This window comes from Citrobacter sp. A316 (assembly GCF_002042945.1).
Classification (GTDB): domain Bacteria; phylum Pseudomonadota; class Gammaproteobacteria; order Enterobacterales; family Enterobacteriaceae; genus Citrobacter; species Citrobacter portucalensis.
In genome coordinates this window covers 180,410-205,121 of the sequence record NZ_MVFZ01000007.1, presented here as the reverse complement: position 1 = coordinate 205,121, position 24,712 = coordinate 180,410, and the positions used below count along the sequence as shown (strand labels likewise).

19 protein-coding genes and 1 pseudogene are annotated in these 24,712 nt (G+C 51.6%); 10 read left to right on the top strand and 10 right to left on the bottom strand.

Annotated features, from left to right (window positions below; genetic code table 11):
* The first annotated feature begins 2 nt into the window (after positions 1-2).
* Positions 3-2,063, top strand: a complete 2,061-nt coding sequence (locus BZK41_RS11110; protein ID WP_079938194.1) for an AsmA family protein — start codon at positions 3-5, stop codon at positions 2,061-2,063.
* A gap of 83 nt (positions 2,064-2,146) precedes the next feature.
* On the opposite strand, the gene BZK41_RS11105 is transcribed toward BZK41_RS11110, so the two are convergent.
* The 3 genes from BZK41_RS11105 to BZK41_RS11095 form a co-directional block, all read right to left on the bottom strand.
* Positions 2,147-3,469, bottom strand: a complete 1,323-nt coding sequence (locus BZK41_RS11105; protein ID WP_079938193.1) for an MFS transporter — start codon at positions 3,467-3,469, stop codon at positions 2,147-2,149.
* A gap of 334 nt (positions 3,470-3,803) precedes the next feature.
* Positions 3,804-4,805: an inner membrane protein YhjD gene (gene yhjD, locus BZK41_RS11100; protein ID WP_032945313.1), complete on the bottom strand. Its 1,002-nt coding sequence runs from the start codon at positions 4,803-4,805 to the stop codon at positions 3,804-3,806.
* A 71-nt stretch (positions 4,806-4,876) separates the two neighbouring features.
* A complete protein-coding gene (locus BZK41_RS11095; RefSeq protein WP_079938192.1) occupies positions 4,877-5,776 on the bottom strand; it encodes a LysR family transcriptional regulator in 900 nt (299 codons plus the stop codon).
* Positions 5,777-5,895: 119 nt separating this feature from the next.
* Between BZK41_RS11095 and BZK41_RS11090 the strand changes: the two genes are divergently transcribed.
* Positions 5,896-6,654, top strand: a complete 759-nt coding sequence (locus BZK41_RS11090; protein WP_079938191.1) for an SDR family oxidoreductase — start codon at positions 5,896-5,898, stop codon at positions 6,652-6,654.
* A gap of 15 nt (positions 6,655-6,669) precedes the next feature.
* Here the strand turns inward: BZK41_RS11090 and BZK41_RS11085 are convergent, their stop codons facing one another.
* The gene (locus BZK41_RS11085; RefSeq protein ID WP_079938190.1) at positions 6,670-7,134 is read right to left on the bottom strand and encodes a hypothetical protein; all 465 of its coding nucleotides are present in this window, start codon (positions 7,132-7,134) and stop codon (positions 6,670-6,672) included.
* Positions 7,121-7,915 carry a winged helix-turn-helix domain-containing protein gene (locus tag BZK41_RS11080; protein ID WP_139762597.1) on the bottom strand — a complete coding sequence of 265 codons (795 nt, stop codon included), beginning with the start codon at positions 7,913-7,915 and terminating at the stop codon, positions 7,121-7,123. The genes BZK41_RS11085 and BZK41_RS11080 overlap by 14 nt, the downstream gene beginning before the upstream one ends.
* 566 nt (positions 7,916-8,481) lie before the next feature.
* Here BZK41_RS11080 and BZK41_RS11075 point away from each other — a divergent pair.
* The 4 genes from BZK41_RS11075 to BZK41_RS11060 all read left to right on the top strand — a co-directional run bounded on the left by BZK41_RS11075 (position 8,482) and on the right by BZK41_RS11060 (position 12,862).
* A complete protein-coding gene (locus tag BZK41_RS11075) occupies positions 8,482-8,922 on the top strand; it encodes a winged helix-turn-helix domain-containing protein (protein ID WP_079938188.1) in 441 nt (146 codons plus the stop codon).
* A gap of 135 nt (positions 8,923-9,057) precedes the next feature.
* Positions 9,058-10,995 carry a methyl-accepting chemotaxis protein gene (locus BZK41_RS27690; protein WP_079938187.1) on the top strand — a complete coding sequence of 646 codons (1,938 nt, stop codon included), beginning with the start codon at positions 9,058-9,060 and terminating at the stop codon, positions 10,993-10,995.
* Positions 10,996-11,046: 51 nt separating this feature from the next.
* Positions 11,047-11,895, top strand: coding sequence for an EAL domain-containing protein (locus tag BZK41_RS11065; RefSeq protein WP_079938186.1), 849 nt, complete (start codon positions 11,047-11,049; stop codon positions 11,893-11,895).
* Positions 11,896-12,256: 361 nt separating this feature from the next.
* Positions 12,257-12,862, top strand: a complete 606-nt coding sequence (locus BZK41_RS11060; protein WP_079938185.1) for a response regulator transcription factor — start codon at positions 12,257-12,259, stop codon at positions 12,860-12,862.
* Positions 12,863-12,877: 15 nt separating this feature from the next.
* Here the strand turns inward: BZK41_RS11060 and BZK41_RS11055 are convergent, their stop codons facing one another.
* Both BZK41_RS11055 and BZK41_RS11050 read right to left on the bottom strand, forming a co-directional pair.
* On the bottom strand, positions 12,878-13,228 hold the full coding sequence (locus BZK41_RS11055; RefSeq protein ID WP_079938184.1) for a lysozyme: 351 nt from the start codon (positions 13,226-13,228) through the stop codon (positions 12,878-12,880).
* Between the two features lie 86 nt (positions 13,229-13,314).
* Positions 13,315-13,853 (bottom strand): annotated as a pseudogene (locus tag BZK41_RS11050) (GNAT family protein).
* 167 nt (positions 13,854-14,020) lie between these two features.
* On the opposite strand from BZK41_RS11050, the gene BZK41_RS11045 reads away from it, so the two are divergent.
* Entirely contained in the window at positions 14,021-15,610 is a 1,590-nt protein-coding gene (locus BZK41_RS11045; RefSeq protein WP_079938183.1) for an STY4199 family HEPN domain-containing protein, read from the top strand.
* 27 nt (positions 15,611-15,637) lie between these two features.
* Here the strand turns inward: BZK41_RS11045 and BZK41_RS11040 are convergent, their stop codons facing one another.
* A complete protein-coding gene (locus BZK41_RS11040) occupies positions 15,638-17,287 on the bottom strand; it encodes an alpha,alpha-trehalase (RefSeq protein WP_079938182.1) in 1,650 nt (549 codons plus the stop codon).
* Between the two features lie 427 nt (positions 17,288-17,714).
* Here BZK41_RS11040 and BZK41_RS11035 point away from each other — a divergent pair, with 427 nt between their 5' ends.
* On the top strand, positions 17,715-19,109 hold the full coding sequence (locus BZK41_RS11035) for a cytochrome-c peroxidase (protein ID WP_079938181.1): 1,395 nt from the start codon (positions 17,715-17,717) through the stop codon (positions 19,107-19,109).
* 41 nt (positions 19,110-19,150) lie between these two features.
* Here the strand turns inward: BZK41_RS11035 and gorA are convergent, their stop codons facing one another.
* Entirely contained in the window at positions 19,151-20,503 is a 1,353-nt protein-coding gene (gene gorA, locus BZK41_RS11030) for a glutathione-disulfide reductase (RefSeq protein WP_079938180.1), read from the bottom strand.
* 104 nt (positions 20,504-20,607) lie between these two features.
* Positions 20,608-21,450, bottom strand: coding sequence for a 23S rRNA (adenine(2030)-N(6))-methyltransferase RlmJ (locus BZK41_RS11025; protein ID WP_079938179.1), 843 nt, complete (start codon positions 21,448-21,450; stop codon positions 20,608-20,610).
* Between the two features lie 208 nt (positions 21,451-21,658).
* Between BZK41_RS11025 and prlC the strand changes: the two genes are divergently transcribed.
* Both prlC and rsmJ read left to right on the top strand, forming a co-directional pair.
* The gene (gene prlC, locus BZK41_RS11020) at positions 21,659-23,701 is read left to right on the top strand and encodes an oligopeptidase A (RefSeq protein ID WP_139762596.1); all 2,043 of its coding nucleotides are present in this window, start codon (positions 21,659-21,661) and stop codon (positions 23,699-23,701) included.
* A gap of 134 nt (positions 23,702-23,835) precedes the next feature.
* A complete protein-coding gene (gene rsmJ / locus BZK41_RS11015; RefSeq protein ID WP_079938177.1) occupies positions 23,836-24,585 on the top strand; it encodes a 16S rRNA (guanine(1516)-N(2))-methyltransferase RsmJ in 750 nt (249 codons plus the stop codon).
* Positions 24,586-24,712 lie beyond the last annotated feature (127 nt).

Genomic DNA, 24,712 nt, shown 5'->3' with positions numbered 1-24,712 from the left:
ACATGACGAAAACAGGTAAAATAACCACTTCAGTAATAGGGGTTTTCTTGTTGTTGATCGTCGTACTCATCATTGTGATTGCGACATTTGACTGGAACCGGCTCAAACCGACCATCAACCAGAAAGTCTCTACAGAACTCAACCGTCCCTTTGCTATACGGGGTGACCTGGGCGTGGTTTGGGAACGCCAGAAGCAGGAAACCGGCTGGCGTAGTTGGGTTCCGTGGCCGCACGTTCATGCTGAAGATATCATCCTCGGCAACCCGCCAGACATTCCTGACGTCACCATGGTGCATCTCCCGCGTGTTGAAGCTACGCTCGCCCCGCTGGCACTGCTGACAAAAACCGTCTGGCTCCCGTGGGTCAAGCTGGTCAAACCGGATGCGCGGCTGATCCGCCTGTCGGAGAAAAACAATAACTGGACCTTTAACTTAGCTGGGGACGAAAACCGCGATCCTGATGCGCCGCCATCCGCATGGTCTTTCCGGCTGGATAACATTCTGTTCGACCAGGGACGTATCGCCATTAACGATAAGGTGACGAAGTCGGAGATTGAGATCCTGGTCGATCCGCTGGGTAAACCGTTACCCTTTAGCGAAGTGACCGGCGCAAAAGGTAAAGAGAGCAATGCCCGCGTCGAGGACTACGTGTTTGGGCTGAAAGTGCAAGGGCGATATAACGGCGAACCGCTAAGCGGTAGCGGAAAAATAGGCGGGATGCTGGCGCTGCGTGGCGAAGGAACACCTTTCCCGATTCAGGCTGATTTCCGTTCGGGCAATACGCGCGTAGCGTTTATCGGCACGATAAACGATCCGATGAACATGGGTGGGGCGGATCTGCGGCTTAAATTCTCGGGAGATTCGCTAGGAGATTTGTACGATTTGACCGGCGTACTGCTGCCGGATACGCCGCCGTTTGAAACCGACGGACGTCTGGTGGCGAAAATTGACCCGGAAAAATCCTCTGTTTTTGATTATCGCGATTTCAATGGCCGCATTGGCGACAGCGATATTCATGGAACGCTGGCCTACACCACCGGTAAGCCGCGACCCATGCTGAAGGGCGATGTGGAATCACGCCAGCTGAGGCTGGCCGATTTGGGGCCGCTAATCGGTGTGGATTCAGGTAAAGGGGCGGAACGGGCAAAACAATCTGAACAGCGCAAAGGTGAGAAGAGCGTTCAGCCTGCGGGCAAGGTCTTGCCGTATGACCGTTTTGAAACCGACAAATGGAATGTGATGGACGCTGACGTGCGTTTCAAAGGACGGCGTATTGAGCATGGCAGTAACCTGCCGATCAGCGATCTCTCCACTCATATCATCCTGAAAAATGCCGACCTGCGCCTGCAACCGCTGAAATTTGGTCTTGCGGGAGGCAGCATTGTCTCCAGCATCCATCTGGAAGGGGATAAAAAGCCAATGCGGGGGCAGGCGGATATTCAGGCGCGGCGGCTGAAGCTAAAAGCGCTGATGCCCGATGTGGAACTGATGCAGAAAACGCTCGGTGAAATGAACGGGGACGCCCGGTTTAGCGGAAGTGGAAACTCGGTAGCGGCGCTGCTGGGTAACAGCAATGGCAACCTGAAACTGCTGATGAATGACGGCTTGATCAGCCGGAATCTGATGGAAATCGTGGGCTTGAATCTGGGCAACTATATCGTCGGACAGATATTTGGCGATGACGAAGTGCGGGTGAACTGTGCGGCGGCGAATCTGGATATTGTTAACGGCGTGGCGCGTCCGCAGATTTTTGCTTTCGACACGGAAAACGCAGTCATTAATGTCACTGGTACGGCAAGCTTTGCGTCGGAGCAACTGGATTTAACCATCGATCCGGAGAGTAAAGGGATTCGTATTATTACGCTGCGTTCGCCGCTGTATGTTCGCGGCACCTTTAAGAATCCGCAGGCTGGCGTGAAGGCCGGACCGCTGATTGCGCGTGGTGCGGTTGCTGCCGCATTAGCTACGTTAGTTACTCCTGCGGCGGCCTTGTTGGCGCTGATTTCGCCATCAGAGGGTGACGCGAATCAGTGCCGGACAATTCTGTCGCAGATGAAGAAGTGATGTTTAGCCGGATGTTTATCCGGCCTGGATTTCATGCTCAACCCAGGCCGGATAAAGTGGTTACACCGCATCCGGCAAAAGAATTACAACGACTGATGGCGGGTTTCGTGGGTTAACAGCAGCGCAATCAGCGTTAACGCCGCCATCGATGCCAGATACGTACCAACCGCCGCCAGACCATAATTTGCCTGCAACCATGCAGCGATGTATGGGGCAACCGATGCGCCGAGAATCGACGAAACGTTGTACGAGAACGACGCCCCCGTGTAGCGTACTTCGGTCGGGAACAGCTCCGGCAGCAGTGCGCCCATCGGGCCAAATGTCAGACCCATCAGGCTTAAGCCCAGCAACAGGAAGGCGAACACCAGTACCGGATTGCCAGAGCCAAGCAGCGGTTTAAAGGCAAACAGTGCAAACAGAATGATCAGCGTGGTGATGATGAGCATGCTCTTGCGGCGACCAAACGAATCGGCCAGCAGGCCCGCCACCGGCACCATGACGCCAAAACCAATGACCGCCATCATCAGCATCCACAACACTTCATTACGCGGCAGGCCAAGCCCTACAGGCGCTGCGGCGGTACTGAACGTCATCGAATAGACGGTCATGATATAGAACAGCGTATAGGTCGCCAGCATGATGAACGTGCCGAGGATCGTCACGCGAACATGTTTTGTCAGCAGGGTACCCAGCGGGATTTTCACCTGTTTTTTCGCCGCGGCTACTTTGGCGAAGACCGGGGATTCATGCAGCGAAACGCGAACGTACAGACCGATAATCACCAGTACCGCAGAGAAGATGAACGGTACGCGCCAACCCCAGCTCATGAACTGTTCGTCGGTCAACAGCCAGGAGAGCAGCAGGAAAGTGCCGTTGGCGAAGAAGAAGCCGATAGGTGCGCCCAGCTGTGGAAAGGAGCCGTACAGCGCGCGTTTGCGCGGTGGCGCGTTTTCCGTCGCCAGCAACGCCGCGCCGCCCCATTCACCGCCCAGACCTAAACCCTGGCCAAAACGCGCCAGCGCCAGCAGCAGTGGGGCGAAAATGCCGATAGTTTCATAGCCCGGCAGCAGGCCAATGACCACCGTCGAGATCCCCATGGTAAGCAGTGAAGCAACCAGCGTGACTTTACGGCCGACGCGATCGCCGAAATGCCCGAATACCGCAGAACCGATCGGTCGGGCCACAAAGGCGATAGCAAAAGTGGCGAGGGACTGCAGCGTAGCCGCGGTCGGATCCCCCTGCGGGAAAAAGATATGCGGGAACACGATTACCGCAGCGGTGGCGTAGATATAGAAGTCGAAGAACTCAATGGCGGTGCCAATGAGCGAGGCGACGACGACTTTATTGCGCGAGTTGACCGGGGTGTGTTCCTGTTCGTTGTCGAGTGTTGTGGCTGTTGCTTGCATAATATTTTCTTATTTTTGGCCGAACGAAAGGTCATATTACGCACAGCAAAAGAGACATTTCAATCTGTAACAAACTTTGAGAACGGTCAAAAATGGAGCAAAAAGGGGATAATTTTTAGGCTTGAGATTTCACTTCTATGAAATGCTTCACACAATTTAAAACTTGGATGATAAAACTGGTTTTTGGTTAAATAAAAGTTACTGGTTAGATTTATATTCTGCAAACGGTGGCGGTTAAGGTGTCGTCACCTGCCGGGGCGCTGCGCTTGCCCGACCTACAACTAAACCTCCTGTAGGCCGGATAAGCGTAGCGCCATCCGGCATGAATGATGAATTAGCGGTGTGTTTTCCCTGGCATACGCGGGTCGTCTTTGTATTCCGCCGTGGCAATCCAGGCTGCGCAAAACAGGGTCAGACGAGCGAAGAAGTAGAAGAACGCCATCAATCCAAGCACGGAACCAAATGCCGCGCCTGACGGCGACTGCACCAGTGACGGCAGGGTATACGTCATGATCATTTTGATGACTTCAAACCCCAACGCCGCGATAAATGTACCGCGGATGAGCGCTTTCTTACGCGGTCGGTGACGCGGTAGCCGCCAGAAAATCCAGAAGAACAGCAAGTAGTTGGCGAAAATAGAGATGGTCAGGCCGATCAGTCGCCAGGCGGGCTTCAGCCATTCGATGCCGTCGAGATACAGCGCAGAGATAATCATCTGCTGGGCGGAACCGGCGATAGAGGTAATGGACAGGGTAACAATCAGCGCAACCAGTAAACCAATCAAGGAAACAAAATCACGCAGATATTTGACCCAAATTTTTTCCTGATCCTGCGGCGTACGTTCCCAAACATCCCGCGACTGGGCACGAATCGCTTCGCGCAGGTTCCCCATCCAGTTAATTCCGGAATAGAGCGCGATGCCCAGCCCTACCAAACCTACGGTAGTACGCTGCTGAACGGCGGTATTGATGGTGTTTTTCAGCGTAGAGGCGAGCGTCGGATCGCTGACGTTAAGCAGAATCTTGCTGAAGATGTCCTGCAACAGCGTAGGGTGCGAAGCGAGAATGAAACCCGCGGCGGCAAACGACACCATCAGGATTGGGATCATCGACAGAAACGAGAAGTAGGTAATGGCGGCGCCAAACTGATTTCCCATACGATCGTTAAACCGCTCTGCGGCACGAATAAGATGGGCGATGATGGGCTGACGTTGAATTTTATCGGCGAAGGTCAGAGCGGTTTTCAGCGCCTGGTTCGCTTTAGCGTTTTTCTCCGGCGCGGCGGAGGCTGGTTTATGTTCTGGCGTAGGGTGCTTTGCGTCTTGTTCCTGCGTCATCCGATCGGTTGTCCTTATTTTGTTCACTCATGACATTATAGCCTGCTCAGGGGCGCATCCTGAAAAATGGACTAATCCACATAGTCTTTCATTACGCCAGTCAGCCATTCCATAAACAGATGTACCCGGCGGGATAGGTTGCGCCGATGCGGATAAAGCAAAGAGACCGGCATTGGCTCGGCGCGATATTGCGGTAACACTTCGACCAGCGTACCGGCGCGCAGAGCATCACGCACGCCCACACGCGGCACCTGAATAATGCCCAGACCGGCAAGGCATGCTGCGTGATAGGTTTCGGTACTGTTTACCGTTAGCATGCCGCCAGTTTTAACCCATTGCGTGCCGTTTTCTGTCGCAACTTCGAAGCCTTGCGCACGTGTTCCCAAATTGACCGAGTAGTGCACCACTGCATGTGAGGCTAAATCCTCCAGGCTTTCCGGATAACCAAAGCGGGCGAGGTACTGCGGGCTGGCGCAGTTAATCTGCGTGAGTTTTCCCAGCGGGCGGGCAATCAGCCCTGAATCTTTCAGCGTACCCACGCGTACCACACAGTCGAAACCTTCGCGGACCAGATCCACCAGGCGGTCGCTGCTGCTGAGTTCGAGTTCCAGGCCTGGATACTGATGCAAAAAGCTCGGTAAGCGGGGCATCACCAGGTTTCTTGCGACACCGACCGGCATATCAACGCGCAGTTTGCCGCTGATGCTGGACGGATCGTGATGGAACAGCCCATCCAGCTCATCCAGATTACTCAACAGATCTTTCGCGCGTTCGTAATAGATCATGCCGTCTTGCGTGAGCTGAACGCGGCGGGTGGTGCGGTGCAACAACTGCGTGCCCAGATGATTTTCCAGAGCCTGGATCTGGCGCGATACGCTACCTTTAGGAAGTCCGAGGGTGTCTGCCGCGCGCGAAAAGCTCTCCAGTTCTGCGACGCGGATGAACAACTGCATTGCGTGAATTTTATCCATTCTTATGCCCTATTGTTGTTCTAAATGAAACAGTAATGCGCAGTTAGCAGTATTTATTGTTTTTCTATCACCTAATAAGCTTTGTCTCAATCTTCACAACACCTGAAATGAGGTTTCTTATGACGCAACGTATCGCATTGGTGACCGGTGGCGGTCGTGGACTCGGTAAAAACGCGGCGCTGAAGCTGGCGAGTAAAGGAATTGGTATTATCCTGACGTGGAACAGTAATGAAAAAGAAGCGCAGCAGGTTGTGGATGAAATTCGCCAATCTGGCGGTAAAGCGGCGGCATTGCCGTTGAATGTCGGGGATATTTCTACATTCCCTCAGTTTGTTCAACAGCTGCAGGAAACCCTACAAACGTATTGGCAATGTAACTCGTTTGATTATTTATTGAACAATGCCGGAATCGGCATTAACGCGCCGTATCCGGCATTTACCGAAGCGCAATTTGACCAACTTTTGAACATCCATTTTAAGGGCCCCTTTTTCCTGACGCAGAGCCTGCTACCGCTGATGAATAAAGGTGGTCGCATCCTCAATGTCTCGACCGGGCTAGCCCGCTTTGCGCTACCGGGTTACAGCGCATACGCAGCCATGAAAGGTGCGATGGAAGTGTTAACCCGTTATCAGGCCAAAGAGCTGGGAGAGCGCGGTATAACGGCGAATATTATTGCGCCTGGCGCAATAGAGACGGATTTTAGCGGCGGAAACGTGCGGGATAACGCGCAACTGAATGCGTACATTGCATCGCAAACGGCGCTGGGACGCGTTGGTTTGCCGGATGATATCGGCGATGCCATTGCTGCGCTGCTCAGCGATGAACTGGCCTGGATGACGGCACAGCGTATTGAGGTATCCGGCGGCATGTTCCTGTAATCGACAGTCTCTTACTCAGCCTTTGGAGCAATAGAAAACGGGCGCGCCATCATAGTTAAAAATATAGCTGGTGGCGTTTACCGGTATTATCTGAAATCTGATACCGCGATCGCGGTGCTGAAAGAAATCGGGGATGAACGTTCTGAAGAGTTCATTCTTCTTCGGGAGTGGATTTGTTTCATCAGAAACCATGATTACTTCCCCATCCTCATGCCAGTACTTAAATGTCACTTTATTACTAACGGACTGAGACTGAGCACCAACCTCTTTATATTCCCCCACAGCTTCATAGTTACCATTGCCATTATTAAGATTAAAATCCAGGATCATATCCAGTACCGAATTGTCATACACAATGGCGGTATGGATCTCACAGCTAAAATTCGCTCGCTGATGTTGAATATAACCGGTAGTCAATAGCGGCGCAGCAATCGCCAGACCAATCAGCGACCAGATTAAAAAACCCTTATTCATTTTCATTATATTGCTGCTTATAATAAATGGAGCGGCAACGTGTGGCGCTCTTTTGTGGGTTATTATCGCAAATTAACACCGTTACACCACGCTGCGCATGGTTGAGCGTTAAATAAGCATTCTCACCTTCACGACAGCTGAATGAATAGCGACCGGACAATGCTTCAAATGCGCTTTGGCTTTTGTCACGATCGTACCAGGAGGAAAAAACTTTGCATCCGTTCATTTGGCCAACAGGGTGATAGCGAACAAAAATGGGTTCATCATATTTCCACGTTTGATAAAGCACGCTACAAGAGAGAATAAACAGCAGGGCTGCTATCCAGTACGGCCACAAACGCTTTGGTGCTGTTTTAACGGTCTCGGAAAATGCTTCTGTTTGTTCAGATGATGGTGCGATTAAAATGGGGTCGGCAGATATTTTCTGCGGTTTAAGAAAATCGTCCCGCTCACCCGCGGCAACCCGGGCGATACACTTGAAGCCTGCCTTGGGCAGTGTTTTTACCACATCATCAGCCAGACCAGCCGCTTTCAATGCTTTGCGGATGGATGAAATCGTCTGGTAAAGCGCATTGGTTGTCACTACCGCTCCTTGCTTTTCCCATACGGCAGCGAACAGATAACGTTGTGTAAGCACTTCTCCATTGTGTTCAATCAGTTGTGCCAGGCATTCATTTACCGGGCCATGCAAAGTGACCGCGCGTTCTGGGTAACTCGCTAATGACCCAAGGCGGCGAAGTTCTGGTTCAAATATTACCGTTTCGTTTATCAGAAACACTTTATTCATGACTTGACCATTTGCGGCATCTTGGGCCGGATTGTCCACGATGTTTAACTGGCTTGAGCGCTAAACTTCTGATTCAGATTTTTAATTTTGTAAATCAAATAATTATCGTTATACCTGCCAGTGTGTTTCACGCGTTTCCCCCTCGAGTCGTGCGCTATGATTCATTATAAATCAAAAAATATCACTGCTTCTTGTGGCCGATTGCTCTTATCGTGGCGTTAATGGGAGAAAGGGAGTAGACCATGTAGCGAACCAGGGGGTTCAGGGGTTAATTCTTTAAAGTCAGATAAATTCGATATTAAAAGTTGAGTGTTCGATCGCTTATACGAAAACAGGGTACATACGCTGAAAATTTCTCATATGAAGAATAATAAACCGTGAATTTAATTTATAACTTCTAATCTACCATAAACGAATGCTAAACGACCGGTTCCTGATAGTACATCGGGTTGTGGATTGGAAAGCATTTATAGCAGCCATATAATCCACCACATAAACGGTATGGATTATCTCAACGCTTATATGTAGAGGTGCATGTTCGTCTTCATTTAACGTGGGTATAAGATATGGGCTATCGTCTATATGGATTTATGATCGGTGACGAAATTCATTTTGACATTTCTAATCGCCGACTGTATCGGCTTACAGGTAGCCATACAGAGAAAAGCCTCGCTTTTGCGTCAATCTATTTTAATGAAACAATGTTAAGGCTTTTCCTGTATTTATTAATGAATGCCAGGAGCCAGCCTGTAACGAAAGAAGAACTATTTGAAAAAATCTGGGAGGCGCACAGTCTGAGCCCCTCCACGCAAAGATTATGGCAGGTCCTGCACAATCTTAATAATAAACTCGGCCTGCTGGGCTTACCCCCGGATTTTATTCTTAACATAAGAGGGCGGGGGTATGTTATCAATTATCCTGATGTTATCCCCGTTTATTATAGAGTGAGCGAACTCCCGACTCATGCCGTTAGAAAAAGGGAGAAGACAGATAACCTGAGTGAGTGATGTCAACCCAGGTATTTGCCCTAAGCACGCAGGTGTGAGGGGCTTTTTTTTATCGTTATCTTTTCTATGTTTATTTTCTATTAATGTTCGTTAAATAGCATTGTTGTTCGGTATATACCGACTCTGGGGTAATATATGGGCATAATTAATCGCTTTACCAATTTAAAAGTCAGTAAGAAATTATTCTTTGGATTTTCAATCGTCCTGCTCGTTACACTTGCTATTCTGGTTTCAGGCTTGCTTGGTTTGGCGAATATCCAGGACAAAGTGAAAAAAAATGGGCATACCACCGATCTGTTTAACGCGCTGTCCGAGGTACGCCTGGGACGCACGAATTTTCAGTACACGCTGGACCAGAAATACCTGGATCAAATCAATGCCGCCACCAGACGCATGCAGGGTATTGCTGCTGATATGGATACATTGTCCTGGTCCCAGGAAGGGAAAAAGGCGCTGGATGATACGGTAAATGCAGTCAATAGCTACGTAGCGAGCCTTGAACCTTTTACGAAAGCGCTTTCTGAAAAGAAAATCAGCGAACAAAAACTGAATACCCAGGGACTGTGCGATAACTCTGAGCTGGCCTCAAAGCTGAGCCGGAATGGTACGCTGGATGCCCAACACGCGCTTGTTGCGGCCCAAATCGCATTTATTATGAGTGACATTGACTCACAGATGTCGCTGTATAAACAGCACCCGACAGAAGAGTTAATGAATGGGATCCGCAAACGTCTGGAGACAGCAAAGTCCGATACCGGGCAGTTGTTACCCATGGCTTCTGAAGAGCAAAAGGTCTGGTTGCAGTCCGGGCTTGAAGACATGCAGAGCGTAGCGGTAGAGCTGGTCAATTACAAAAGCGTTTGGGATCAACAGGCAGCGCTCTCCGATACCTTAACTGATAAAGCGATCACGCTGACTCAGGCGATTCAGACGTTATTTAGCATGCAGCAGAAAAAGGTCACCGATACGGTAGAGAGCGTGCAGTTGCAGATGGGCATCGTTGCCGTTATTGGTATAGCGTTGGGCGTCCTGCTGGCAATGGGGATTACTTTATCCGTTACCCGTCCGCTGAATGAAACCCTGCGCGTGGCTGAGCTTATCGCCAGGGGTGATTTAACCAGCACTCTAACCAGTACGCGTCGTGATGAGCCGGGTCTGCTCATGCAGGCGGTTTCCACCATGAACAGCAACCTGAAAAACATCATTAACGATGTGCGTGACGGCGTGGATAGTGTTGCCAGATCGTCCTCTGAAATTGCGGCGGGGAATATGGATTTATCGGCCCGCACTGAGCAACAGTCTGCCGCTGTGGTGGAAACTGCCGCCAGTATGGAAGAGCTTACCTCGACCGTCGCGCTGAACGCTGAAAATGCTAACCATGCGCGGCTGCTGGCGGATGAAGCCTCACAGAATGCGACGGAAGGAAGCACGATCTCACTGAAGGTGATCGAGACCATGAAGAGCGTGCGCGACAGTTCGCACCGTATTTCTGAAATCACCACCGTCATTAACAGTATTGCTTTCCAGACCAACATTCTGGCGCTCAATGCCGCGGTAGAAGCAGCCCGTGCGGGCGATCAGGGGAAAGGTTTCGCCGTGGTTGCGGCCGAAGTGCGTACTCTTGCCCAGCGCAGCGCTCAGTCAGCAAAAGAGATTGAAAACCTGATCAATGAGTCCGTGGTGTATGTGGATAACGGTTTTCACCTGGTGGAGAGCGCGGGCGTTGCGATGAACAGGATTGAGACTTCCGTGTCTCAGGTGCGCGACATCATGAATGAAATTGCCGCTGCGACCGATGAACAAAGCCGCGGGATCTCACAAATTGCGCAGGCTATGGCGGAGATGGATACCACCACCCAACAAAACGCCGCTCTGGTTGAAGAGTCTTCAGCGGCGGCCAGTTCGTTGGAGGATCAGGCCGTTCAACTTGAAAAAGTGGTATCGATCTTTCGCGTGTCGAACGATCAAACCGCCATTGCGCAAAACCATAAGGCAAAGGGTGTGAACACCGTCAGGGCGACCTCAATGGCACGTCCTTCCTCTAACGACCAGGATGACTGGGTCAAGTTCTGATGATTGCCGTGCGGCTGTTCTGGACAGGCTGCCGCACGCTTGAGGCTCGTGATGATTACCACAACCAGGCAACTCCCGACATTATTCTCTGACACAAGTATCTTGCTGACCCGCTGCCTTACCTGCGCACCGGTAAAAGTGTTAAAGACAGCCATCGCCCAACGCCAGTTCAGACCGGTGTATCAACCCATTTTTAACAGCCAGACGGGTAAAATCGCAGGTATTGAGGTGCTTGCCAGATGGACGCATCCCCAATATGGCACTATTCCTCCTGATGTCTTTATTCCCCTGGCGGAGGAGCATGGCCTTATCGTCTCGCTGACGCATCAACTTATCCAGCAAGTCATTGCCGACCTGCAGCCGCGGCTCCCTCTCTTCCCTAATGGACTTTACCTTAACCTAAATCTGAGTCCTGAAAACTGCCTCGATCCGCGCTTTGAGTCGGACGCTGTGGCGCTCATGCAAAAGCTTGCCCCGGGTCAGGTTCAACTGGTTATCGAAATTACCGAAAGACGCCCTCTACACTTTACCCCCCAGCTAAGTGAGTGGTTTGCCTCGTTGAGAAAATCCAATATCGCCGTGGCGTTAGATGATTTCGGGACGGGATACTCGAATCTGTGTTACCTCCACGCGCTGGAACCGGAGTTTATTAAGATAGACAAACTGTTTGTCGGCCAGATTGGTGAGGGGGGTGATACCAGGATTGTCGATACGCTTATTGAGTTGGCGCAGAAGATGGGTCTGCGAATGATTGCCGAGGGCGTTGAGACTCAGGCTCAGGCCGATTATCTGCGCGTAAAACGCTGTGATTTTTTACAAGGGTATTATTTATGCAGACCCGTTCCACTTGAAGATCTGATCGGAGTGATGCAATCGCCCGCAATCTTTAGTGTCGATTGATATAGCAATACTGCCTGGGGAAACTACAGGTGATGATCAATTGATGCGACATTTCATTTTGTAACATCTTTGTCTGTTACTGTGCATTCCTTATTTTTGGCTAAGAATATAGACTTCAAAAAAATAATATTAACATTCTAATTTCGGACATCAAATATTAAGACTTTCCCTAATATCCGAAACTGTTTTTGTTCCTTTGTATGATCCTTCGGATTGAGCTGTAACTATTCATAACTTCTGCTTCTTTCTTCCCCGCCTATCGGTAAAATGGCCCCCGCCAAATGGTGACTTCTTATTTTATCCTATGGGTAATACCCTTCCACATGTTAAGGCTAATATCCTGTTCGGATGGAGATAAATAATGCAGGTAGTAATGTTTGACAGGCAGTCAATATTTATTCATGGAATGAATGTAAGTTTGCAGCAACGTATTCCAGGAGTGGATGTTCAGGGTGTCAGTCAGACAGATGAGCTTTGGTTGATGCTGGAAGATAAACCCGAGGCATTAGTTATGTTGGATGGCGACCTTGATGCTGAGTTCTGCTGTAGCTTGCTGCAACAGATAGCAGAACGCTTTGCGACGGTGAAAGTGCTGGTAACCGCAACGGATTGCCGTAAAAAATGGCTGCAAGAGGTCACTAAACTGAACGTGCTGGCCATTGTTCCGCGCGATTCTGACGCGGAAACCTTTACGCTGGCCCTCAATAGCGTCGCGATGGGTATGATGTTTATCCCCAGAGATTGCATAACCGCTACCGAAAGCGGTGGGCAAAATATCAGATTACTCAGTGCGCGTCAGCGGGAGATATTGACCATGCTGGCCGCCGGAGAATCTAATAAACAAATTGGTCGACTGTTAAATATCAGTACCGGAACGGTAAAAGCCCATCTTGAATCGTTGTACCAGCGCCTGGAGGTAAAAAATCGTACCCAGGCGGCAATGATGTTAAACAACACTATTTACTAGGAATATATTTCACAGTCAGGATGTTTCTGGCTGTGAAATAGACTCCGGCCAGATCTTTTTAGCGCAAAATCGGGTAATACTCACGCTGAATATCCACGTAATTAATGCTTCTAGCTGAAACCTGTCTTTTATTTGCGGCATTTCCTTATGGATGAATGCCTCGCAGATACTCATATCTGTAAGCAGCAATGCTTCTGCCTGCATCACTGTAATTGGAGTATCAAAGGATTCATTGGCGGAGATTTCATGCCCGTAGCCAATGACCCAGATGCCTTTTTTGTCCTGATACTTTTCCAGCGACAGGCCCTGCCATTGCTTAATAAATGCAATACAAGCGGGCGTGAAATGCGTCGAACGCAGCGACATAATAATCTCTGTGCAAAGAGACCTATTCTAAAAAAAACACGCCGTTACGCTAGTTGCCTTACAGCCAGTATTTACCGCAAAACGACCTATGCCGTGGGCGGCTGATATTCCTGTTTTAGCAGTCCAAAAATCCAGTCATCGTGCCAGGTTGTTGTAGCCAGTAGCTTGCGCGTAGCGTGCCTTCGTGAATGAACCCAATCTTTTCCAACAGACGCCGTGAGGCTTCGTTTCCTGCGGTGACACAGGCTGTCAGTCGCCGCAGACCGCCACTGGAAAATGCGTATTCACATACGGCATGCAGAGATTCAGCGCCATAACCTTTACCCTGCGCCTCTGGGGCGAGCAGAAAGCCAACCTCGGCACATCCATTGCTATCTTGAATATATCCGGTCACGCCAAGCGGTGCTCCCGATGTCTTATCGCACAGGACCAGACATAGCCAGTGCGGGCTGCCGGGAAACCATTCAGGTAAGCGGGAGTTGAAGGCTGTCCGTATCTCCTCTTCAGTACGTGGGTCAGCGACAAAGCGCATCACATCTGGGTTCTGCTGTAGCGTTAAGAAGAACGTCCAGTCATTTTCTGTCAGTGGGCGGCAGAGCAGACGCGATGTTTGCAGTACAGGCACAGGCTTATCTCCAGAATAAATTTCAATGATTGTGCGGAAGTCACTGTAAAACTTATTTATTTGCTATATGAATGTGTTCTAGTCTACATCGGCACAGCGTAGCGTTTAAAAAAGATAATTACATACCATGGTGAGGCCGCACGTTTTGGGTCCTTTTAGGGAAGATGATGACCAATAGCGCGTTACAAGCGACATGTACACCCTTTGAACATTGTCTGGGGATTATCCGCCAGGCGTCGGTAGAAATATTACTGCTGTTAGGCGTACATGTCGCAGAAGGCAAGGACCCACGGTGGTTTCTCGAACAACTGGATCAGGCACGACTGAATCTGGGCGGCTGGGGAGCTGTCGCCAGACGGTTGCAGATGAATGATGCGCAATTGAGCCAGTTCACTCTGCGGCTACGTCATCTTCAACAGAGTGTACCCCAATATGAAAATGGTCAGGACGTCAGTGAAAACCAGCTGATTTCAGCGCTGCGCTTTGTGGCCTCTCTGGAACAATTACGCCAGCAACAGCCCATCCTGAAGTATCAAACCGAAATTGCACCTGTGGAGCCGGATGCTCAGATGCGGGCGCAGCGTCAACTTCGCGCAATAGAATTAACCCTCAAATCACTGATTGCGCAGGTATGGCCGGATCAACATCCTCTCAACAGCTTTCTGAAACAGCACTTTGGCGGTGAACGCTTGCGTCGTTGGCTAAAGTTGGGCGAAGGACGAGATGCGCTGGACGGTATGATGTTTAGCGAGCTGGCGCTGATGGTCGTCGATAAGAAGTTATTCGTTCGCCACTTTACGCAGATTTATAACGATACCTCGGTGCTCATGTCATTTGTTGAGCCGCGTATCACGCTACGCATGTTTTTGGATGATTGCCGCCTGGCTCGTAACTGCGTTATCGCGCAGCAGCCACTGACGTCGGTACAACTGATGTTGCTGGACTATCAGTACCGACAGATAACTCATCCTGTGCAACGGGCATTTGAAGAACGGCGTACGCGCATTAACCCTGCGTCGTATCTGGAATCTGATGAGGCCATGGTCCGCCAGTTTTGGGAAACGGCAAAGCAAAAAGACGAGCAAGCGGGAGGCGATAAGCATGAAATCGCAGACAGTATTGATCCGCCGGAAAAGCGGGCCAAGCGCACGGCGGAAGAACGTGAACAGCTGATTTCCGGCATGTTGTGGGTAGCGGTCGGCGTGATGGTGCTGGCGATTTCGCTGGGTGCGTTCTGGTTATTTACTTCGCCAGCTCCACAGGCGTCATCCGGACAGTCCGTTGAAATTGTGCAGGAGGAACCGCGACGTGACGCCCCCAGCGCACGGGAGGCGGTAACCCGAATGGGCATCACCTGGGATGCCTTTAACATGCGGGCGGCTATCGATCGCAATGACATCCGCGTGACGTCACTGTTTCTGCAGGGCGGGATGGACTGGAAGCTGGCGTGGACGGAGCAGGCGTTTTCGGCGGGCAATACTGAAGTGTTGAGACTGCTGCTGCGTTACCCTTCGCAGATGGACGAAAGCAAACCATGCCGACAGTTTATGACCACGCTCAGCCATGCGATGTCGAATGGGGCATCGCTCACTTCGCTGCATAAAAGTTATCTGCAAAGTTTTTGTTCCGTGCCTGCGGTTGTTGCGCGTCAGCAATATGATCTTGAGCAGGCCGAGCTGCGTGTTCGCGCCCAGCCAAGCCCTGAGAACAAGAAATGGCAGAAAATTCACGCCGAGCTGTACGATGCGATTAACTGACAACCTGATGACTCAGACCGTCAGCCGCTAGGGTTCGCCATACAAACCGATAAGTCGGCGCACCACGCCATTTGTCCAGCCAAATCCGTCCTGCAACGGATATTCCCCGCCGCCGCCTTCGCGCGGCGCTGCGTCGGCTATGTGGTATTTTTCGATAAGCTTGTGGTGTTCCTGATAAAAGAGATTCACCGTTTTCAACCAGTTACGGGCGATTTCATCCCCGAGATGGTCGTCACCGTACAGTTTGAAGCCCTGGATCGCCATCCACTGCAGCGGCGCCCAGCCGTTGGGTTTATCCCACTGTTCCCCGGTTTCATGCTCCGTGGCTAAAATGCCACCGGGCGTTAGCAGGCGACTGCGAACCGCGTTAGCAAGCCGGTCGGCTTGTTCATGCGTTGCCATCCCGACATACAGCGGCACAATACTGGCGGCAGAGAACAGGGCCATTTGTTCGCGCCGCCAGTCGTAATCGCGATAGCAGCCGTTTTCATCGTCCCAGAGATAGCGGTTTACCGCATCGCGACGGTCACTGGCTTTCTGGCGAAACTGCGCTTCCGTTTCTTTGTCACCTTTCAGCGCGGAAATATTGGCGATAGTGCTTTCCAGCTTGTAGAGGAACGCGTTCAGGTCAATCGGGATGAACTGCGTGGTGCGTATGCTGGCAAGGCGACCTGCATCGCGTAGCCAGCGCGAGGAATAATCCCAGCCAGAGGCCGCGCCTGCGCGTAAATCCCGATACACTTCATTGGGCGGGCGACCCGAATGCTTGGCGGTCTCGACGTCTTCAAGCCATGATTCATCGCGCGGCGTATCACGATCGTCCCAATAGCGGTTAAGTAGAGAGCCGTCCGACATTCTGATCACGTGGCGGTAGGCCTGGTTGAGCACCAGGGAATCGGCGCCATCCATCCAGAATGCGTACTCCATTTTTAAATGATCAAGGTAACGACGCGCGCCGCGTACGCCATCCTCTTCAAACAGTTCCACCATCAGCGCAAAGACCGGCGGCTGTGAGCGACTCAAATAGTAAGTACGGTTGCCGTTCGGGATGTGACCATAGTTTTCAATCATCCAGGCAAAGTTATCCGCCATACACTTCAGCAGATCTTCGCGGCCGCTCTCTGCCAGACCCAGCATGGTAAAGTAGGAATCCCAGTAGTAGGTTTCGCTAAAGCGTCCGCCAGGCACAATGTATGACTGCGGTAACGCCAGTAGCGAGGACCAGGGAATGTGATCCTGCGGCTCGCGCGTCAGCACCGGCCACAGTTGATCAATATGTTCTTTCAGCGAACTTTCCGGGTCAGAAACGTATTCGCTGGAGGGCGTTTCCGGGAGCCAGAAATGGTTCTCGACGAAGCGTCGCAGATCGAAGTCCCGATGGCGTTTAACCTTGCGATAACGGATTAAAATGTCGAGCGGGTCCATTCTGGGCGCACAGTCAGGGAAGGTTTTGCTATCCGCAAACAGTTTGGATGACTGGACGTGTTCGAACAGTTCGAGATAACGATCGGCAGGGGTTAACGCATCTGAAGCGGGAAGCCCTTCAATCATCTCCGGCTCAGGCTCCGCCTCAATCATTTCATCCAGCTTTAACTCGCACGGATCCATTTCATAAAGCAGATCGATGTCGATCGTCATTTCTTCAGAAGGGGCGTGGGGTAGTTTCTGGTTGAGCATAATGAGAAAGACCTCCGATGGACGTTGAAAGATTAAGGCTATTGCCCGGTCGTCAGTTAAGCGTAGACATTCGCTTCGGTGTCGGGTGAGTAAAGCGTGCGGTTGATCACGTTTTAATGCTGAGCAAAATTTAAAAAATCAGACTATCCCAATGAAAATAATGAATAATTCATAGTTTTGCATGATCTGAATATATTCCATTTTCAGAGCATTCGATTGCAACGAGGTGTGAACAGAGACAGGTAACGTCTTATCTCTATAATAGGCGCAGGCTATTCTATTGATAGTTCTCCCCCATGTAATTGCTTGATACTTATCAAAATAGTAATTCCCTCATTTCCTATGATGGTCAGGTCTGACAAAGACTGTGCATTAATTATTCTAATTTTCTGGGTCACAATAACTCACAACGGTGAGGGTAAAAATAATGAAAATCATTACCCGTCTTACCGCGATAGCCATAGCTGGCATCGCGATTTGTTATTTTGGATTATCCGGTTATGTGTGGTATCACGATAATCAACGTAGCAAACAGGCAGATGTTCAGGCCTCTACGCTGGAAGAAAATAATAAAGTATTAGGTTTTTTACGCGAAAAAGGATGCGATTATTGTCACACGCCTTCAGCTGAATTACCTTTCTATTCTTCTTTCCCTGTCGCTAAGCAGTTGATGAATTACGATATTCAACTGGGATACAAATCATTCAATCTTGAAGCCGTTCGTGCGGCGCTGGTCGCAGATAAACCCGTTTTGCAAAGCGACCTGAATAAAATTGAATGGGTGATGCAATACGACACCATGCCGCCAACGCGATACACCGCGCTGCACTGGGCTGGCAAGGTAAGCGATACGGAGCGAGCAGAGATCCTGGGCTGGATTGCGAAACAGCGTGAGCAGTATTACGCCAGTAACGATACCGCCACGCAGCATCGTAATGAACCTGTGCAGCCGATACCGGAAAGCATCCCGACTGATGCCCGCAAAGTGGCGCTAGGCTTTACGCTTTACCACGACCCGCGTATTTCAGGTGACAGCACGATTTCTTGCGCGCATTGCCACGCCCTGAATGCAGGCGGCGTGGATGGCCGGAAAACGTCGATCGGCGTAGGCGGCGCAGTTGGCCCGATTAATGCGCCGACGGTGTTTAACTCGGTCTTCAACGTTGAACAATTCTGGGATGGTCGTGCGCCAACATTGCAGGCGCAGGCAGGCGGCCCGCCGTTGAATCCTATCGAGATGGCGTCTAAATCCTGGGATGAAATTATCCAGAAACTAGACAAGGATCCGCAACTCAAGCAAGAGTTTATCGCGGTTTATCCGCAGGGATTCAGCGGGGATAATATTACCGATGCGATTGCTGAGTTTGAGAAAACGCTAATTACGCCAAATTCGCCGTTTGATAAATGGCTACGCGGCGATGAAACGGCGTTAACTGCTCAGCAAAAACATGGCTATCAGTTGTTTAAAGATAATAAGTGTGCGACCTGTCATGGCGGTATTATTTTAGGCGGACGCTCATTCGAACCTTTGGGTTTGAAAAAGGACTTTAATTTTGGCGAGGTCACTGCCGCAGATATTGGCCGCATGAACGTCACTAATGAATTACGTGACAAGCTGCGTCAAAAAGTCCCAGGCTTGCGTAACGTTGCGCTGACCGCGCCTTATTTCCATCGCGGTGATGTGCCTACGCTCGACGGTGCGGTAAAACTGATGCTGCGTTATCAGGTAGGTAAAGAACTGCCGCAGGAAGATATCGACGATATCGTGGCGTTCCTCGAAAGCTTAAACGGCGTGTATACGCCATATATGCAGGGTAAATAAGAGAAAACCGGATGGTAAAGCGCCATCCGGTTTTTTATTGCTTAACGCATGGTAACGAACTCTTCTGCCGCCGTTGGGTGAATCGCAACGGTGTTATCAAAGTCTTTCTTGGTTGCGCCCATTTTCAGCGCGACCGCGAAGCCTTGCAGCATTTCATCCATTCCAAAACCAATGCCGTGAATACCGACAATTTTCTCTTCCGGACCGACGCAAACCAGTTTCATGCGGCACGGCTGACGATGTGAGGTGACAGCGGTATACATCGCGGTAAACGATGATTTATACACTTTCACCTGGTCATCGCCGTGCTGTTCACGAGCCTGCTGCTCGGTCAGGCCCACGGTGCCAATTGGCGGATGGCTGAAGACCACGGTCGGGATGTTGCTGTAGTCCAGATGCTCGTCCGGCTTGTTGTTAAACAGACGCTCAGACAGGCGACGGCCCGCGGCAACGGCAACCGGCGTTAGCTCAACGGCGCCGGTATTATCGCCGACGGCATAAATACCCGGCACGCTGGTATTCTGGAATTTATCAACGACGATGTAGCCTTTTTCGTTGGTTTTCACGCCGGTAACAGCCAGGTTGAAATTATCGGTGGCTGGTTCACGACCAATTGCCCAAATCAGGCAGTCTACCGTTTCGCTACGACCATCTTCCAGTTGCAGGGTCAGGCTGCCGTCAGCGTTTTTAACGACCGCTTTCGGAATCGCGTGAGTATGCAGAGTCGGGCCTTCGGCGTTCATCACCTCAACCAGCGTGTCGACGATCATCGGGTCAAAGCTACGCAGCGGCGCGTGTTTACGCACGAACAGATGCGTTTGAGCACCCAGGCCGTTAATCACGCCAGCCAGTTCAACGGCGATATAGCCTGCGCCAACAACGGCCACGCGTTTTGGCAGCGCGGGCAGTTCAAAGAAACCATCGGAATCGATACCGTATTCCACACCCGGAATGCTCGGATGGCTCGGGCGACCACCGGTGGCAATCAAAATATGATCGGCAGTAATGGTTTCACCGTTTACTTCAATGGTTTTGGCATCCACAAAGCGGGCAAAGCCTTTGATCACATCGACATTATTTTTGCCCAGCACGTTGTCGTACGAAGTATGAATGCGGTCGATATAAGCGGTACGCGTGGCGATCAGTTTATCCCAGTCGAACTTATTGATGGTGGTGTCGAAACCGTAATCCGGACCGTACATGTGGATCGCTTCGCGGACCTGTGCGGCATGCCACATCACTTTCTTCGGTACGCAGCCAACGTTAACGCAGGTGCCGCCCAGCTCTTTGGCTTCAATCAGTGCGCATTTCTGGCCGTACATTGCTGCACGGTTAATGGAGGCAATACCGCCGCTGCCGCCGCCAATAGCGATGTAATCATAGTGCTTGGTCATGACCGCTCCTTTATGTTCATTGTAGGGCGGAGAAGCGTTACGCCATCCGCCAAAATATTCGCGATTGTATACCTGATATTAAAAGGTTCCACCGATGGCTGCGATTACTCCGGCACGATCCAGCTTACTGAAGTATGCCCGGTTCCTGCCGGGACCAGTTTGCTGTGTAGCCACGGCAGGACGTTGTTCATCTGCTGCTCCAGCTTCCATGGCGGGTTAATCACAATCATGCCGGATGCCGTCATGCCACGCTGATCGCTGTCCGGGCGTACCGCCAGCTCAATTTGCAGAATTTTGCGGATGCCGGTGTCTTCCAGATCGTGGATCATGCGCTTGATTTGTTGGCGCAGAACCACCGGATACCACAACGCATAGGTGCCGGTCGCGAAACGTTTGTAGCCTTCGTTAATCCCGGTCACTACTGCCTGGTAGTCGCTTTTGATTTCGTATGGGGGATCGATAAGGATCAACCCACGACGGGAAACCGGCGGCAATTTTGCTTTCAGCTGCTGATAACCATCGGCTTTGGCCACGCGAGCGCGCTCATCTTTCTGGAATTCGCCGCGCAGCAGAGGGAAGTCGCTCGGGTGCAGTTCAGTTAATTGCAGGCTGTCCTGTTCGCGCAGCAGCTGGCGAGCAATTAACGGAGAGCCCGGGTAGTAGCGCAGCTGACCGCTACGGTTGAAGTGCTGCACCACGCCAATGTAGGGCTCCAGTTCGGCAGGCAAATCGTCCTGCTGCCAGATGCGGGCGATCCCTTCCAGATATTCACCGGTACGTTCGGCATGCTCACTGCTCAGCTGATAACGGCCAGCGCCAGCATGGGTGTCCAGATAGAGAAACGGTTTTTCTTTCTCTTTGAGCGACTCGATGATCAGACTCTGAACGGAATGTTTAAGGACGTCGGCGTGGTTGCCTGCGTGATAACTGTGGCGATAACTGAGCATGGGTAATGAAATTCCGCTGAAATGACGATTTGCCACAGTTTACAGCAGATCGGCACAGATTACCCGTAGGCCCGGTAAGCGCAGCGCTACCGGGCGTCTTTCCGTCACGGTTAGCATTGAAATCCTCTACACTTAACCCCATTGTACAAATTAATATGCACAGCGCCGGATACGCGCTTCATTCACTCTTTTCAACAGGACCGCGCTAATGACCAATCCATTGCTGACTCCCTTCGAACTGCCGCCGTTTTCTAAAATTCAGCCTGAGCACGTTGTGCCTGCCGTTACTAAGGCGCTGAATGATTGCCGCGAAAACGTTGAGCGCGTGGTTGCGCAGGGCGCGCCGTACACCTGGGAAAACCTCTGCCAGCCGTTGGCGGAAGTTGACGATGTGCTGGGGCGTATTTTCTCTCCGGTTAGCCATCTGAACTCGGTGAAAAACAGCCCGGAACTGCGTGAAGCCTACGAACAAACGCTGCCGCTGCTGTCTGAATACAGCACCTGGGTTGGACAACATGAAGGCCTGTACAAAGCGTACCGCGATCTGCGTGATGGCGATCATTACGCCACTCTGAACACTGCACAGAAAAAAGCGGTTGATAACGCGCTGCGCGATTTTGAGCTTTCTGGTATTGGTCTGCCGAAGGAAAAACAGCAGCGCTATGGTGAGATCGCTACCCGCCTGTCTGAGCTCGGCAACCTGTACAGCAATAACGTCCTCGATGCTACGATGGGCTGGACTAAGCTGGTGACCGACGAAGCAGAACTTGCCGGGATGCCGGAAAGCGCGCTGGCCGCCGCAAAAGCCCAGGCTGAAGCCAAAGAGCAGGAAGGCTATCTGTTAACCCTGGACATCCCAAGCTACCTGCCGGTGATGACCTACTGTGATAACCAGGGACTGCGTGAAGAGATGTATCGTGCTTACTCCACGCGCGCGTCTGACCAGGGGCCAAACGCGGGCAAATGGGACAACAGCCCGATAATGGAAGAGATCCTCGCGCTGCGTCATGAGCTGGCACAGCTGCTGGGCTTTGAAAGCTACGCCTTTAAATCTCTGGCTACCAAAATGGCGGAGAACCCGCAGCAGGTTCTCGACTTCCTGACCGACCTGGCGAAACGTGCCCGTCCGCAGGGTGAGAAAGAGCTGGCCCAATTGCGCGCCTTCGCGAAAGCGGAATTTGGTGTTGATGACTTGCAGCCGTGGGATATCGCTTACTACAGCGAGAAACAAAAACAGCACCTCTACAGCATCAGCGATGAGCAACTGCGTCCATACTTCCCGGAAAACAAAGCCGTGAACGGCCTGTTTGAAGTGGTTAAACGTATTTATGGCATCACCGCTAAAGAGCGCACCGATGTTGACGTCTGGCATCCGGAGGTTCGCTTCTTCGAGCTGTACGACGAAAATAACGAGCTGCGCGGCAGCTTCTATCTTGATCTGTATGCCCGTGAACATAAACGCGGCGGGGCGTGGATGGACGACTGCGTCGGCCAGATGCGTAAAGCCGACGGCACATTGCAAAAGCCGGTCGCCTACCTGACCTGTAACTTTAACCGCCCGGTGAACGGTAAACCTGCGCTGTTTACCCACGATGAAGTGATCACCCTGTTCCACGAATTTGGCCATGGTCTGCACCATATGCTGACCCGTGTCGAAACCGCGGGCGTTTCCGGTATCAACGGTGTGCCATGGGATGCGGTCGAACTGCCGAGCCAGTTTATGGAAAACTGGTGTTGGGAGCCGGAAGCGTTGGCGTTTATCTCTGGTCACTTTGAGACCGGTGAACCGCTGCCGAAGGAACTGCTGGATAAAATGCTGGCGGCGAAAAACTACCAGGCGGCACTGTTTATTCTGCGTCAACTGGAGTTCGGTCTGTTTGATTTCCGTCTGCACGCGGAATTTAACCCGCAGCAAGGGGCTAAAATCCTCGATACGCTGGCGGAAATTAAAAAGCAGGTCGCCGTGGTGCCGGGGCCGACCTGGGGCCGCTTCCCGCATGCCTTCAGCCACATTTTTGCTGGTGGCTACGCGGCGGGTTACTACAGCTATCTGTGGGCCGACGTACTGGCGGCGGATGCTTTCTCTCGCTTTGAAGATGAAGGGATTTTCAATCGTCAAACCGGACAATCGTTCCTCGATAACATCCTCACCCGTGGCGGTTCTGAAGAGCCGATGGAACTGTTTAAGCGCTTCCGTGGCCGCGAGCCACAGCTGGATGCAATGCTGGAGCATTACGGGATCAAAGGCTGATTTACCCGTCATACTTCAAGCTGCCTCTTCGGCAACTGCGCTCACTCACCCTGGTCACGTACTATTTGTACGTTCCCAGGGATTCCTTCACTTGTTGTCTTGATGCAACTCGAATTATTTAGGGTAAAGCGGAATTGAAAATCTGCTTAATTGATGAAACAGGCGCCGGAGACGGCGCCTTATCTGTTCTTGCCGCCCGCTGGGGACTGGAACACGATGAAGATAACCTGATGGCGCTGGTGATGACGCCGGAACATCTGGAACTACGCAAACGTGATGAACCCAAACTCGGCGGTATCTTTGTTGATTTCGTGGGCGGAGCGATGGCCCATCGGCGTAAGTTTGGCGGTGGTCGCGGTGAAGCGGTGGCGAAGGCTGTCGGCATTAAAGGCGATTACCTGCCGGATGTGGTCGATGCAACCGCAGGGCTGGGGCGCGATGCGTTTGTACTGGCCTCGGTAGGCTGTCGTGTACGGATGCTGGAACGAAACCCAGTGGTTGCCGCGCTGCTCGATGATGGTCTGGCGCGCGGCTACGCCGACCCGGAAATCGGTCCGTGGCTGCAGGAACGTTTACAGCTGATCCACGCGTCGAGTCTGACGGCGTTAACCGATATCACGCCGCGCCCGCAGGTGGTGTACCTCGACCCGATGTTCCCGCATAAGCAGAAAAGCGCGCTGGTAAAAAAAGAGATGCGTGTGTTTCAGTCGCTGGTGGGGCCGGACCTGGATGCGGATGGCCTGCTGGAGCCTGCGCGTCAGTTAGCCACTAAACGTGTGGTGGTGAAGCGCCCGGACTACGCGCCGCCGCTGGCGGATGTCGCCACGCCGAACGCGGTAGTCACGAAAGGGCATCGGTTTGATATCTACGCCGGGACGGCATAGTTTGTTGGTCTGTGTGCTGAATCGCCTGATGCGCTGCGCTTATCAGGCCTACGACAGCGTGTCTTTGTAGGCCGGATAAGGCGTTAGCCGCATCCGGCATGGTGCGCTTATCAGGCCTATGGCAGCG